The organism is Psychrosphaera haliotis, assembly GCF_009728465.1.
Taxonomy (GTDB): domain Bacteria; phylum Pseudomonadota; class Gammaproteobacteria; order Enterobacterales; family Alteromonadaceae; genus Psychrosphaera; species Psychrosphaera haliotis.
Map to the genome: position 1 here is coordinate 923,105 of NZ_WOCD01000005.1, position 15,179 is coordinate 938,283.

The following is a 15,179-nucleotide window of genomic DNA, read 5'->3' on the forward strand; positions in this document are numbered from 1 at the left end:
ATGTTCTACACTTTAATTTCCCTATGTAACCGTGTTTCTCAATCACAAGGTTTTAGAACAATGAAGAGTGTTTTTGGTTTTATGATGTTAGCGACATTGCTTATATCCTGTAGCGGTGAATCTAAGGAAGAAACAACACAAAGTTCAACTAGCATTACAAATAATGAAAGCAACGAAAATAGCCCCCAAACATCAGTAGCCAATGAAGATGAGCTTTTTATGAGCTTCGACTTTATAGATGGAAAGATTGAGAACGGCTTTGATGAATGGTTTTATTCCGATAAGGGTAACAATGACTGTAATGTTTACAACGGATTAAGTCAGTCAAATCTTTGCAGCATAGACGGGCTTAAGTTGGCTCCGTATTATAACTATTACAATACATCTCACATGGGGTGGACTCGATTTGGCTTTATTGACGCAGGCACATCAATAGCAAAAAAGGGATCTTCATTAAAAGTACAAATGACTGGTGGTGCCTATGCAAACTCTGAAGGTGGTGTGTCATTTATGGGACCTGAAATAAAGTCTAAGCAAGACTTTATGGACGCTGATTTAACATCACCAAACCCGGGGGAGCCTTCGACACTTGACGGCGGCCTCTCACTCTATTTAAAGAGCCAATCCTCAACTACATTATTTGATCAATTTAAAGGTAAAAATCGGCTTACTCTTTGGCTTAAAATGCCACCTGCTGTAGGTAACTTAGCCTCTCAAGTGAAATCGAATTCTCTAAGGCGGCCAAATATTCAGTTCTCAATTTATCCTTTTATCAATGATTCAAGAAAAGGACATTATTATCATTATGTATCAAACATTCCTATGGGAGGATGGACTAAAGTTCAGTTTGATGCTCACCCTCTGCACTTTAATGGCGGCTCCCCTGGACCGTACAGTGCTTTTGATGAGGGCGGATACGAATTTAGTGGGAAAGGCCAAGAATATTTTGAACATATAGCGGCGTTAGCATTAGTACCTAGTTTTTCTAAAAACCTACCTGTTCTTTCTGAGTACTATATTGATGAAATACGGCTTGGCTATGTAGATTATGAGAATGAAGAGACTATAAATAATGTAGGGGTTGGTTTTGATCCCGATAAGCTTTTGTTCGACATTAGTTTTAATGATAAATACAGGTGTTTACAGTGTAGCGCCGAATACGAAGTTCGTTATGCATTTAGCCCAATAAATAATCTTAACTATGAAGAAGCCTATGTACCTAAGGAAGTTATTAACTTTAATAGAGCATTAAATAGTAGCGTTGGTTTAATCAAAAAACCAAACTCCGGTTATAACCAAATATGGGCGGCTTTAGAGCTACAACAAGAACACAAAGTTAAGGTTGAGCAAGGTAACACCATATACTTTGCGATTAAAGATGTTTCAAAACGGGAGGGCATAGAAGAGTCCAAAGTAGATAACGAATTAGTTAACGTGCCAGGCCTTGGCGAAATTAAAAAGAAGAACCTAGTAAAAACAACCAGCTATGAATTTTCTATTATTGAAGACTCGGTTAGTGATGCGCCTTTAAGTATTGTTACAGAGGAGTTACCCATAGCAAAGAGCAATACTAAGTATAGTGCTCAACTATTAGTCTCAGGAGGCGTACCACCTTACAACTTTAACCTTACTGAGCGCCCAAATAGTACATATCAAATTAGTGAAACAGGCTTTTTGAAAGGGATAACTAAAGAGTCAGAAAGCTTTGAATTAATCGCTCAAATTAAAGACTCTGTAGGTTCTGCAATACAAAAAAGCTTTACAGTTAAGGTAGAGAGAGAACTAAATCCAATTAATGACAAAAAAGTAATATTGTTAGCCGACTTTAAAAATTCTAGTGAAGAAACTGCGCTTAGCTTTTATGACTTAAATACAGTTATAAGGGATAGGTATACAGGCTTTAATGGCATTGGTATTTATACGAAATTTGGTATGGGTGAAGGATACAATTACCAGGGTATTCAGGGCCGAGGGTTAGACTTGACCGCAGGAGATAAATTAATTTTTACCTGGCACAACGTTTCTTATGCTGATCATGAATTTACTCCCTCTATTAGCTTCACCGACAATGATAGGCAAGGTTCCGGCAAAGAGGGAGTATGGCACCACATGGAGTCTTTAACCTTAGTTGCAAGTGACCAGAAAACATCTACATATACCCTGTCAGAACAAGAAAGTGGGCTTATTAATATTATAAATGTAGCGAAAAATAGCACAGAAAACAGTGCAATTATTTTAGATAAAATAGAGTTAGAGACTGTACAGCCCGCTATAAACTTACAACCTATTGAGCTTGTTGAGGGGGTTGAAGGTCGGCAGTACCAGTTTGATCTAAGTGAGTTTAACATTGATAAAAACATCACTAACATTGAAACTTTGTTTTTGCCTCCTGGTTTAATGCTAAATGATAACCATAACATTGAGGGTGTCCTTGTTACTGAAGGTCATTATGAGTTTGAACTTAAAATACATAGGAATGACAATATTATTATCAACGTACCTGCCAGTATAAAAATACACCCAGAAGACTATTATACTGCCTCCAATTGCAAAGTAATTGCCAACTTTAGAGAGTGGGAAAGTAGCGGTGTTTATCTTGATTCTGATTTCAAAAAAATAATCAAGGATAAATACACTGGGCTTTACCTAAATGGCTTTACTAACACAGTAGCTAGTAGCGGTTCATATAACTATCAAGGAGTTTCTGAAGGCGCATATAAACTGTCTAATGGGGATAAGATTAGGCTGGTTTGGTATAACAACTCAGATGAAAGAAAGTACTTTAACCCAAGAATATCGCTAACAAGTGTAGAGCGTTATTCACATGAAAGTGCTGCACAATGGGAGGAGCTTGACTCTGTTACCATTGCACCGCACTCCTACGGGTTAGCGGAATATATATACACTGATGATAAAAACGAATACCAGAGCATAAATGTAAATGTTAATTATGATCAAAAAGCACAATTAATATTAAATGAAATTCAATTGGTGCAAAGTAGTTCATCAAATAATGCCATTTGTAAGCTGGATTAAACTACTTGTTTGGCACACCAATCCCAGGTGTATTTGTTTAGGTTATCAGCCTGAGTGGCTCTGTCTGTTTCTGTGAGCAGTAAGTCACTTAAGTTTTTAGTTATGGCATCAATATCGTCTACTTTAACAACGGTACCTAAGTTTGGTTCGCTGGCCATAATCTCTGGTACGCTACCAACATTGGTAGCTACTGCAGGACAGCCACTCGCTAATGCTTCTGTGAGTACATTAGGGCTACCTTCACCGCGGCTAGACAAACAAAATACGTCAGCAGCGTTATACCAAGTAATAAGCTCATTATTAGGTACGGCACCCACAAAGTGAACATGGTCTTTAAGGCCAAGGCTAGCAACTAAGGCTTTTAGTTCTTTACGGTAATCGCCTTCAGCGCCTTCTGAGCCTAAAATATAAAAATGAGTGTTGTTTAAGCCTAGTTGTAGGATGATCTTTTTTAGAGCCTTAATAACAACGTCAAAGCCTTTGCGGTGAATAAGGGCACCTACACCTAAAATGATCTTTTGATCGGACGGTAAACCTAGCTTGTCTCGACACTCTGCTTGATCAATATAATAAAACGCGTCGGTATCAACGCCGTTTCTCACCACTTTTGTTTTTGAACGTGTATTGGCAATTTTATCGGCTGTGTCGGCCATTTCTTCGCTTAACGAAATAATGCTATCTACCTTAGAAAGGTAATGCGCCACTAAAGTTTCTCTTACATCGCCGTCTTGCTGGTGGAAGGCTTCCATACCGCGCAAGGTAACTCTGTAAGGTACTTTGTAGTAGTTACTAAGGTAATCACCTGTTGGCAGGTCTGGAAAGGTCCAGTGAAGATCGACTAAATCAAACTCAAAACCAATTTGTTTAATAACATTCTTTACCGCTTGTTTATAAGTCACTACTTCCAAACCTTTAAAGTGGCCAGGAATAGAAAAGAACCGTGGATGATAAATCGTAATGCCATCGCGTTCGGTTTTAAAAGGAATGTTAGCTAAGTGTTTAAACTTATCTATAAAGCCATGCACTGGAGACCAAGGGATAGGATTAATCACTGTCACATTCGCATATTTACTCATTGCTTTTAATCGATTAAACACAAAGATCCCATGATTAGGACGCTCAACGTTTGGGAATAAGTAGCTAATTGCGAGAATGTTTTTCACTAAACTAAAGTCCTTTAATATTTGCTTTGAAACTTGCTCACCAACAAATTTTTAATCGTATACTTTTGTTTCTCTGCCCAACGACCAATAGTAACAACAATGGTGAATGGGATAAAGAACAACGCCAATAGATACAACCAATGCGAGTTTTCGTAAGGATTAATTGCTGCGACAGTTTGAATTATTGGTCTGTGGAATAAATAAAGAGCAAACGTTAATGAGGCCACCCATCTAATATAACTCTCAAATCTTTCTAGTACCGCAGAGAATGACTTAAGAAGTGCTGGTGAGAAGTATATGTGTATACAGAACATTAGTGCGTCAAAGTAATCCCCAAAAAGTTCCTTTCTTTGGATAAATGTAGAGTTAAAATCAATACTTCTGATTTCTGGGCCAAAAAAGACCAGGAGTACTAATGCAAGCAATGATATCACTGCGCGAATGAAAGAACATTCACTGCTAGTGCTTTTTTGCATCGCTTTATACAAAACAAAGCCAGCGATCCAAATTGGTAATAAAGCAAGTATTGTAGGTCCTGCGATGGCGGCAAAAATAGTTAGCAGTAGATACTTCCACTTTGATTTTAAGAAAAATGCACAGGCAAAAATGATGTAGTAAAGCCACTCAAAGGATAGTGACCAAAAAGGTTGGTTGATACCGGGGTTAAAGCCAAGGTTCCAAACATTTTGAACCATAAAAAAAGATAGAAAATAGTTAGTAAATAAGTTCTCAGTGTCGAAAGGCCACGGTCCTCCAAGATAAAATTCAGGATTTATTTTAAAGCCGATATAGTCGAAAATGATGGTAACAACCAAGGCAGGAATTAAGACTGAATAGAGCCTGCTTATACGAGCAATGCTAAAGCTGAACAGATTTTTCTCTTTCTTTTCTGTGACAAAAGCAATCACAAAACCTGACATTACAAAGAATATCATTACCGCTGTTTGGTCATACGCTTTGGTTTGCCAGAATAGCCCACCACTGATTTTCTGTGATGCGACATGTGATAAAAATACGATCATCGCAGCTGAGAATCGCCAGACATCTAAATACAACGATAAAGATTTATTCACAGGGTTCGTCCTTCAAAAGTGAAATTTAGGTTAGAGCTATTGCGTACTATGTTCCAAGAAGATAGGGTCTCTATATGACTAGAATCAAAATAGATTGGTTTACCCTCTCTATATGGGCTGCATCCGTTGCTGCAAATTATTGAGTTAAAGTCTATATAGTTAACGTTCTCGGTGTTGTTTGCGAACGTTGCTAACTGTTTGTTAATGTCATCAATTTCTGCTTTGTTAGATTGTTGAACATTAAGGCAGTTTTTAAAGGGATATATGATTGTTTTCGACAAACAATGGCGATCAAACTTTTTGAAAACAGGGGCCTTACCAACAATAATTACTTTTTTTTCAGCCTTATTTAGTTCCAACACCATACTTTCAAAGTGCCTCATAAAATCACTGTCTAACTGTTGATAATGATTGTACGCAGCAGAGACAATGATTGTGTTGTATTGCGCTAACTTAGTTTTCACTAGCCTAATTGAACTTGCACAGTCGTCATAGCGATTAACTTTAACAAAACTTTTTACATCGGCAAAAATGGGCGGGCAAGCAGCGTGGGATACGTTTCTAAATGACCAGCCTTGCTCTTTTGCGATAGTTCCGAAGATTCCTATGTAATGAGCTGCGTTAGAATCTCCCCATAACAAAACGTCAGTTTCTTTACTGTCACCAATAATACAATCACTGTTGTTAAAGTGCTTTTCTTCTAACCGCCAGTACTGACAAATATAATCATACTTGTTGGTGGTTACGGCATGGTTTCTTTTGCTCGCTAACTCAGTAGCGTAGGTATCGTTTAGTATCCGTAAACCGAATCCTTCAGTTTTAATTACAGCAAAGGCTATAGTGACAATAATTATGGAAGGCAATATAAATTGTTTAAATGCTAAATTGTTAAATGTGCCGCTTGAGTATCTAAATCGTTCTTCTATAAATTTCCAGTTGATAAATGCCAATAACAAAATGGTAAAAAATAAAACAATTGAAGCAAATACAGATGGCTCACCGTAACCATATCGATAAAAGGCCAATAGAGGCCAATGAATAAGGTAAGCAGAATAGGAAACTTTACCTAACCAAAGCACCGGCTTTATGGTGAGGAATTTATGCGTAAATGAGGTTTGGTTAAAGCCAGACCAAATAAATAAAGCTGCAAAACTTGTAGGTACTAGGTATAGCCAACCGGGAAATATATCACTTGAAGAAATAAATACACATGAAGCAACTATTCCAAATACAGACAACAATAACAATGGAGTGTTTTTAGTTGGCTTTTTGATCATATTAAAATGCAGCAATGCAGCCAGTAAGGCACCCACGAGCAGTTCACCCGCTCTGGTTGGAAGCATATAATATACAAAAGAGTGATGTTCGCTTATTAGGGTTTGAGCAATACCGGCTGAAATAAGTATTGTGACTAATATGACGATGCTGAATAAAAACTTGCTTAACCGAGGTAATAGAATTAAAACAACTAGCGGCCAAAAAAAATAAAACTGCTCCTCTACTCCTAGGGACCAATAGTGTAATAGCGGTGTGGTATAGCTACTGGCAGCAAAATAACTAGTATCTTGGAATTTCCAGAAATACACATTGGGCAATGATATTGCAGACCAAATACCAGACTCAGCTACTTTAATTGCATCTTCTGGTAAGTAAATAAACTGCGCTATTACTATAGTAAATAAAATAACTGATAATGCCGCGGGTAAAATTCGTTTAATACGACGGGCGTAGAACTCTTTTATTGAAAAAGTATTGTTTGAAACAGACTTAAATAGTTGACTCGATATTAAATAACCTGAAATAACGAAAAAAATATCAACGCCAATAAACCCGCCAGGTAAATAGCTGTGGTTAATATGAAATAAAATAACCGTGAAAACAGCTATGGCACGTAACGAGTCTATATGGGAGTAATAAGTCCTTTTATCCTTTTCCATCTTAACTATTCTTCCTAAGCCATTCTTCTAGCACCACTAATTGCCACAATGTTTTATGGTGGTCATATTTATTAGCGTTGTGCTCTGTGATCAGCTGTTGAATTCGCTCCACTTTAAAGAACTGGTGCAGCTTTGTATTGTCAGACAACAATAAGTCCTTGGCGTAGTCCTTTAGTTCGTTTTGGAACATCAATTTAAGTGGTGTTGGAAAGCCCATTTTCTTTCGATAAATGATTTCATTTGGCAGTATGCCTTCCATCATTTTCTTAAGTGGGTATTTACCTTCACCTTTTTTGATTTTGTGCTTAGACGGTATTTGCGCGGCAAACTCAACTAATCGGTAATCTAAGAAGGGAACTCGTAATTCAACAGATGTTGCCATGCTCATGCGGTCGGCTTTAATTAACAAGTCATCTACTAGCCAGGTTTTTGTATCGAAGTAGAGCATTTTGTTGAGCTGGTCTTGGCCTTCCATGTTTTTAAACAATTGTTTTGAGAATTGGCCATGAGACGTGCGCTCTTTGGCGCTATCTAATTCCTGTTTAAAGTCTTGTCTATACAAGGCTTCTTTTGAGGCGTCAGGATACGTAGACATGCCTTTATAACGTTGTTCAATAGGTTGTGTTGCCATGTTTAGGTATTTAGATACCTTGTGGCTTTTACCCAGCACTTTGTTAGAAATACCCGCAAAAAACTCACTACCTGTTTGACCAACAACACCACGATATTTTTCCAATACGTTCATGTATTGGTATAAATCATATCCTGCAAATATTTCGTCTGAACCTTCACCTGATAACGCCACCGTTACTTTTTCTTTTGCGAGTTTAGAGACAAAAAACAGAGAAATAGCAGCGGCTTCGGTCACGGGCTCATCCATTAGATGAATGTACTCTGGAATAAAATCGGCAAATTGCTGAGGGGTAATTTTTAATTCGTGATGATCGGTACCAAACTTTTCAGACACCATTCGGGCATATTGAGTTTCATCAAAGTTTTTACCAAAGTCATAAGCAATAGAGAAGGTTTTTAACGGCTCTTTGACTTTGTCCGCAAGCAAACCAACAACTGCACTTGAGTCGATACCACCGCTTAAGAATATGCCTAATGGAACGTCGCTTCGTAATCTAAGGTCAATAGCGCTCTCAAGTAAGCGTTTACTTTCGTTTAAATAGTAGTCAAAACCTTTGTCTTGCGTATTATCAAATTTAAGATCCCACCACTGAGTAATACTCATTTGTTTGTTTTTAACAATGGCGTAATGACCAGGCATTAAGCGTTTAATGCCTTGGTGTAAGGTGTTTTCACCTGGAATATAACCAAAGCTCATGTAGTCGTCGATTAACTCGATATTTAAGCCTGGTAATGCATCTAGACCTTTTAAAATCGCTTTCGTTTCAGAAGCAAAAATCAACTCATCGTCATTGTGATAATAATAAACAGGCTTTATACCCACTCGGTCACGAGCTAAAAATAACTCTTGTGTTTGGTTATCCCAAATAGCGATAGCAAACATGCCATTAAATTTATGCAAACACTCAACACCGTATTCTACATAAGCTTGCAGAATAACTTCGGTATCGGTTCCGGTTTCAAAGGTATAGCCCTTTTCTTCCAGTTCAGCGCGAATTTCAATGTAGTTATACACTTCACCATTGTATGAAATAACAAAACGACCACTTTGTTCGATGCGCGGCTGATGGCCAGCTGGGGTTGGATCTAAAATGCTCAAACGCAAATGTGCTAATGCACAATATTTGTCGCCTGAAATCCATAACCCGTTATCGTCAGGCCCACGATATGGCATCGTGTCTCGCATGGCGGCAATACGTTCTGCATCCGCTGCGTTATTGTAATTAAGTGTTCCTAGTATTCCGCACATTTTTTTCTACTTTATTTTTTTGAAAGAGCATCAGGTATCTCTTTACAATTTTATTAGATGGACTTTCAATATATCGATACATTAAGTCAGCTATTAATATTACACCAGCGAGACTTAAAGGCATACTCAACCAATAGCTACCAGTAATGTTAATAAGTTGACTAATGAAAATGTAACCGACTTCTTGGTGAATTAGATATAACGAATAAGATATCGTGCCTAAGTAGACTAGTATTGGGTGACTCAGAAAAGATAGCTTTTCTTTTGTTACTAAAATCATTATCAAAAAGAAGGCTGTTACCATTATGCTTGAAGTAAAGTTATGTCGAGAATAGTCTGATTCTGCCAATAGCCATTGAACTAGAACTAAAACAAATAGTACCAAATTGATAATCCAAATATGGGTCGGTTTTAAATTGTTTGAGTTCCAAAGTTTGTAAAATAGAAATCCGGCTAAAAACAAATGGATATGAGGAATTAGTAGTAAAGCTTTAACTTTATACCCCAAATAAACATCAAACATAGAAACTAGTATTGTTAGTAGTGAAACTCCGATGCCAATAACAACCATTAATCTAGTAGGGATTGTTTTAAAAAAATAAAATAATGTGGCTATAGCAATGTAGAAAAATAATTCATATGTAAGAGTCCAATATGAGCCATCGATGTTTTTTGCACCAAAAAAATTAGGGGTCATAGTTAGGTTTTTAAGAAAAACAACAAGATCAAACTGCCCATTGAAGATCCAAATGAAAATGGAAGAGATAAAAACTGCAGCCCAAAATGTAGGGAATAATCTGGAGAATCTAGAAACAAAAAATCGATAAACATTATTGGAATTTTCGATAGACATCGAAATGACAAAACCACTTATAATAAAAAAAAGCTCAACCCCATACCGGCCAATGTGTGACGAAGGTGAAGGAAAAATAGCGGACAACTCAGGGTAGTTAAACTTTATCGCAAAGAGCGAAGTAAAGTGATAAAGCACCACTCCAAGAGCTGCAATTCCCCTTAAAGCGTCTAAAGAAGCTAACCGGTATGTATTGTTCATTAATAGGTTCTCTTTTTCATTGAGACTTTAAACTTCCCAAAAGTTTGCGAAAGCTTTTCTGCAACTAAACTTTCAACACTTTCTGGCTTTCCACTGTAAACCCACGCTGTCAAAATAAACCCTGAATAAAAAACAGCACCTAATAAAACTAACAGTAAGAAAGTAAACAAACTGACATCAAAGTTAAGGTAATGCTTTACTAAAAAAAGCATTATGCACATCGCTAAGGCCGAAAGAATAGCTCGCATATTTGTGACAACAGTCTTAGTTATCGAAATCGATATCTCACGGCGAACTAAAAAATATGATACAAATAAGTTAACAATTGAGCTGAGTATCAGAGCTAATGCTGGTCCCTCTATATTTTCAATTAGATTTAATCCAAATAAAAATCCGAAAAATGACAAGATTCTTATAGCTGAAATAAGTGTAGTAACTTTCGGCTTTCCAAGTGCTAAGAAAATATATCCATTATTTGATGAAACAGAGCTAATGAACGCAAACACCGAAAGTAACTGGATAACAGGAATAGCAGACATCCATTTGTCACCTAGTACAGTAGGGACAAAATAATCAGCGGTAATCATTAGCCCCAAAGATGCGGGGAGTGCTATAACCGTAATCATTGATGTTGTTTGATAAAAAAGTTCACGTAGCGCCTCAAAATTACTTTTTTGTTTTGCATACGCTGGATACGAAGCCTTATTGATAGGTGCTGCTATTTCTGTGGCTGGCAATGTAGCCATTTCTTTGCTGATACTATAAATGCCAGCAGCAGAGGTAGAAATAAACTTACCAACTATTAGATCAACGCTTTTGTTATTTAAATAGTAAAAAAGATTATTTAACATTATCCACTTAGAAAAGTTAAACAATGTTCTTACGCCTTTTAATGACAATGAAGGCATATAAGGTAACATCACATAGCTAAAAGTTACGTTTAGCAAAGTGACAAGAAGTGAACCAAAAATTAAAGCCCAATAACTTTCCAACAAGTACGCCATTAATAGCGTTCCGAAAAAGCTTATTAGCTTGGGGATAACTTGAAGTTTAAGCTCGAGATGAAAGTTCATCTCGATTTGGAAGTCGACAACTTTAATATTTTTGAAACTAGAAATTACAAACAGCGATGAAACTGCATAAATGACTGGTTCTAGGCGAGGGTCTTCAAAAAAAACTGAAATTGTATTTGCCATTATTACAAAGAATAAACACGCTACAACTCCAAAGATTAAGTTGATTGTGAAGCCTGTATCATAGTCGCTTTTTTCCAACTTGTTTTTTTGTATTAGCGCTGTATTCAAACCAAAGTCACCAAACAAACTAACTAAGCTGTATAGAGACATAGCAATTGCAGCTATCCCAAAGTCCTGGGGTGACAAAATACGCACTAAAACGAGAGAGCTAACAATACCCAGGGTATTAATAATTAAGCGAGTAACTAGCATTAGCAATGCACTCTTCGCTAATTTTGGCGAATGTTGATGGTTCATCTATTTATGTTCACTTTTTAAAGCTTGCTTGTTATGTATGTTATTCGGGTAATACTTTTTTATATGTGTTGCCTAAATCAAGCTTTTCGCATTCAGTCTTAAGATCGAAATTGTAAGACAAGTCTAATGCTAAATTTCGTCTAGAGTTATTAGGGGATTGAGCTACATAATGTTTACTTCTAATTCTAGTACAATGACCTTCATCTAAGAGTTTTTCAGGAATCAAATAGACTTTAGAGCTTTTAGGCTTAAGGTTTTTGGCCCAATACTTTATACCGCTACCATGGTCATAATAAATTTTAGATTTTTTTGCAAACTCTGCTTTTGGTGAATTAGGATGGTAGGCGACATGACCAAACCAACCTGAACCAGTTTCAAACTGATGTTTGCTAGCCGCTTGAGTTGTGCAACCAGCCAACTCCCAATATCGGTTATATTTATTTAATATCGTATTTTTAATGCCACGATTGGGCTTGGTAACCGCAATATCACCTTCTTGCAAAGACTCAAATAGTTCGGCTAAATATGAGACGTTTTTGTTACGGACAAGCAAGTCTGAATGCCAAAACGCTAATTTTTTAGTGTATAAAAAAGCAAACTCTATAGGAAACATCATGTGAAGCATTGGTAACTTTAAATCTTCATTAAAGTCAATTTCAATCGATCCCTCAAGCAGCACCGGCGCTTTTGCTCTAGGATCTGAACCCACAAGCGGAGTCCATCCGGCATCTTTTACTAGCTGCTGTTGCACTAGACACCAGTCTGGATCAACATTCCAGCATAGCCATAACTTGTCATAGCCTTCAGCCTTTGTCTTCCACTTCTTCGCAGCTTCAAATATTTGCTCTAATTCCAAAGAGAAATGGTTCCAATGCCCTTTACCGGTCCGGTATAATTTTTCTTCAATATCCATAATTGCTCGCTATTCGTCTTTGTCTAATAAGTTGTGCTTTTCATCTTTCTTCATTATTAAGCTTATTGCAGCAATTAAGGCAATCATCCAAATAGATATTTCTAAAACTTTGCTATTTGAAAACTGACTAGAAACCATTACTCCAAGGAGACCTGAGCTACAACTTAATAAGACAAGAGCCACTCTAGGGTTTTTCTCAAAAACAGCGTTAACAATTTTGACTTTATATACTGCGCCAACAACTAAAAATAGAAAGAAAAAGCTTCCAACCAGTCCATGATCAACTAAAAAGGACATAGTAATATTATGCGAGGCGCGTCGACCACCAATGGCAGTTTCAGTCATATACTCTTCCGCTACATAATATGGGCTTTGAATGAGAGTACCTCTGTGTCCAAAGCCTAGCACAGGGTTATCTTTAAACATTTCCCATTGTGCTTCAATTACCACTATTCTAGTGTAAGCACTTTTATCAACCTCCTCGTTTTCTTGGGCATTAATCACTTTATTCATTCTTTCAGCTATCAATGGGCCCAATAACATAGACCCGAGCAGAGCTGCAATGCCGGCCCATTTAAAAACTTGTGTTTTTTTCTCCTTCGGACTGTACCAAATAAAAAACAAGCCTGCTATCACCAGCCCTACTAGTCCACCTCTGCTTCCCGTCATAAAAAATAAATTGGCCACTAAAGCTAAAGGGAAAAAAACTAAATACCGTCGTTTTATATTGGTAAGGATAAGCACTGATGTCATTAGAATAATCGGAATCAAATGTATTGCTAACAAATTTCCATCTTTAATACCGGGTAGTCCTGCTGCTTCAAAACGGCCACTTTGGTGAGTTTGTATTGCCTCTAAGCCTATGTAAGCTGCGCCTATTGCATTGGCTACTATCACACCTATTAAACGTTTTTCTGTATTTACTAAAGTAACAATTATAAAATAAAGAATGACCAATTTAAAAAGTAAAACTAAATACTCTTGGTGGAGCGAGGGATAGTTTACCCAGGTCATTTGCAAGCAAATGTAGGAAAATAGTGCCAGTAACCATTTTGTTTCTTTAGGTTTTAACCAGGCTTTTAAGTTTTTTTCGTGTATGAAGGTACTAATAAGCGTGATTAGCGCAACTATTAATGTCCAACGCATTTCAGGTAAAAAACTACCCCAGTATTTTCCTGGTGGGTGCATGTAATAAACAAAAAAGTACAGTAAAAGTCCAACGTATGGGCGTTTGAGTGCCACTAAGCACCCAATGCTAAATACAGCTAAAAAACCAAGCGCGGTAATTGGCATCTTTAATTAACTTTTGCCATTAGCTTGTTGTTCACTTCTTCTAGGGGAATAATAGTATTTACAGTATCTTTATTACTGCTGGTTATCCAAAAAATACCATGAGGGTGATGAATACCTGTTTTCTGATCGTCCATTTTGTAAAACAAATCATAGAAAGAGAAGCTTTCCTCTGTTATTGAACTTCTAAAGATTGCACCTTGTTTTACTTCAGTTGAACAGCGATTTTTGATATGGATAGTATTCTCATCAATCGACATTGAAAATACTTTATTAGATCCCTCATAAAAGTAGCTGTCGTTTAACATTTCAAATTGTGAAAGGTGCTCAAAAGCAACGTTTACGGCTTCTTTGCTATCAAATTTAATATGAAACTGCTCAGCCATTACTGGAATGTACTTTGGGTTACCTGGAATTGATAACGTTGAAACGAGTTTGTTAAAATCATTGATGTGATAAAAACATTTCTCATTTTTTGTATAGGGTTGTTGGCTCAATGCGGTACAAAGCGCAATTTCAGTATTTTCATCAGCAAGCTTTAAAATGTCACCCAGCAATTTGTCATGATTAATATAGGAAATAAGCATTGGGTTATCAGACATCGTTTTAGCTGTGTTGCCGCCAAATTCTTCAGGAAAAGATTCTTTCCAAAGAGTGTGCTGAATATGGGCTGTGCTATTAGAGAAGATTGTCGCAAGCGTTGGTCGCTCTTTTTTGTAAAGATGTCGAAATACATCAAGTTGAATCCAATCTAATAAACCAGCTCGACGCCACTTTTTCTTAGCATCGAACTTCTCAATAATCAGCTGTTTCGCTATTTTTAAACACGTTTTAAATGACAGGCCGTTTTGAACCATAAATGATAAGAATTGCACCGCAGAAACTTTACTGTTGGCGGGATTGCCTTGTACATATGCTTTTATAAATTCGGCGTAATTTTTTAGTTTTTCTGAAGGTTGTGTCAGCGTATCCCAAGGATCTGGAAGGTAAGTACCCTTGAAGGAATCAGTGATATAACCATTCATGCTGCCAAAAATAAGACTTGATTTACCTTGTGCCGATAAATCATCCCAAATGTATTTACCCTTACACTTGTCAGCTTCATTGAGGCGATAGACTGTGTGTTCTTCAGGAGTTAAACCAGTATGAACCGTTACCCATTGTATCCAAGGGTTGAGGTCTTCACCACTCTGAGCTGCGTCGGTCACAAAACAGCGAGACTTATCGGCCAAACGTTTAAAGTTAGGTAAATGCCCTTCCGCCATAAACTTATCAACTAGGTGCGGAACGAGTTCGTTAAACTCTACTAAAATTACATTTTTTGATTGGTCTGTCATT

At 37.1% G+C, this 15,179-nt stretch carries 10 protein-coding genes; 1 reads left to right on the forward strand and 9 read right to left on the reverse strand.

Annotation, left to right across the window (positions count from 1 at the left end):
- The first annotated feature begins 60 nt into the window (after positions 1 to 60).
- Positions 61 to 3,036 carry a hypothetical protein gene (locus tag GNP35_RS14980; RefSeq protein ID WP_155697083.1) on the forward strand — a complete coding sequence of 992 codons (2,976 nt, stop codon included), beginning with the start codon at positions 61 to 63 and terminating at the stop codon, positions 3,034 to 3,036.
- On the opposite strand, the gene GNP35_RS14985 is transcribed toward GNP35_RS14980, so the two are convergent.
- Genes GNP35_RS14985 through GNP35_RS15025 form a run of 9 tightly spaced genes read right to left on the reverse strand, consistent with a single transcriptional unit; the run spans position 3,033 to position 15,178 of the window.
- Positions 3,033 to 4,199 (reverse strand): glycosyltransferase, encoded by a 1,167-nt coding sequence (locus GNP35_RS14985; RefSeq protein ID WP_330997844.1) that lies wholly within the window; start codon positions 4,197 to 4,199, stop codon positions 3,033 to 3,035. The two genes, GNP35_RS14980 and GNP35_RS14985, sit on opposite strands and share 4 nt — an antisense overlap.
- Before the next feature lie 14 nt (positions 4,200 to 4,213).
- Positions 4,214 to 5,272 (reverse strand): acyltransferase family protein, encoded by a 1,059-nt coding sequence (locus GNP35_RS14990; RefSeq protein ID WP_155697084.1) that lies wholly within the window; start codon positions 5,270 to 5,272, stop codon positions 4,214 to 4,216.
- Entirely contained in the window at positions 5,269 to 7,209 is a 1,941-nt protein-coding gene (locus GNP35_RS14995; RefSeq protein ID WP_155697085.1) for an acyltransferase family protein, read from the reverse strand. The genes GNP35_RS14990 and GNP35_RS14995 overlap by 4 nt, the downstream gene beginning before the upstream one ends.
- A gap of 1 nt (position 7,210) precedes the next feature.
- Positions 7,211 to 9,091, reverse strand: coding sequence for an asparagine synthase (glutamine-hydrolyzing) (asnB, locus tag GNP35_RS15000; RefSeq protein WP_155697086.1), 1,881 nt, complete (start codon positions 9,089 to 9,091; stop codon positions 7,211 to 7,213).
- Entirely contained in the window at positions 9,066 to 10,145 is a 1,080-nt protein-coding gene (locus GNP35_RS15005; RefSeq protein WP_155697087.1) for an acyltransferase family protein, read from the reverse strand. Before GNP35_RS15005 ends, asnB begins: the two co-directional genes overlap by 26 nt.
- Entirely contained in the window at positions 10,145 to 11,638 is a 1,494-nt protein-coding gene (locus GNP35_RS15010) for a lipopolysaccharide biosynthesis protein (RefSeq protein ID WP_155697088.1), read from the reverse strand. The genes GNP35_RS15005 and GNP35_RS15010 overlap by 1 nt, the downstream gene beginning before the upstream one ends.
- 40 nt (positions 11,639 to 11,678) lie before the next feature.
- Positions 11,679 to 12,551, reverse strand: a complete 873-nt coding sequence (locus GNP35_RS15015; RefSeq protein ID WP_155697089.1) for a hypothetical protein — start codon at positions 12,549 to 12,551, stop codon at positions 11,679 to 11,681.
- A gap of 9 nt (positions 12,552 to 12,560) precedes the next feature.
- The gene (locus tag GNP35_RS15020; RefSeq protein ID WP_196492543.1) at positions 12,561 to 13,793 is read right to left on the reverse strand and encodes an O-antigen ligase family protein; all 1,233 of its coding nucleotides are present in this window, start codon (positions 13,791 to 13,793) and stop codon (positions 12,561 to 12,563) included.
- A 53-nt stretch (positions 13,794 to 13,846) separates the two neighbouring features.
- Positions 13,847 to 15,178 carry an alkaline phosphatase family protein gene (locus tag GNP35_RS15025; RefSeq protein WP_155697091.1) on the reverse strand — a complete coding sequence of 444 codons (1,332 nt, stop codon included), beginning with the start codon at positions 15,176 to 15,178 and terminating at the stop codon, positions 13,847 to 13,849.
- Position 15,179 lies beyond the last annotated feature (1 nt).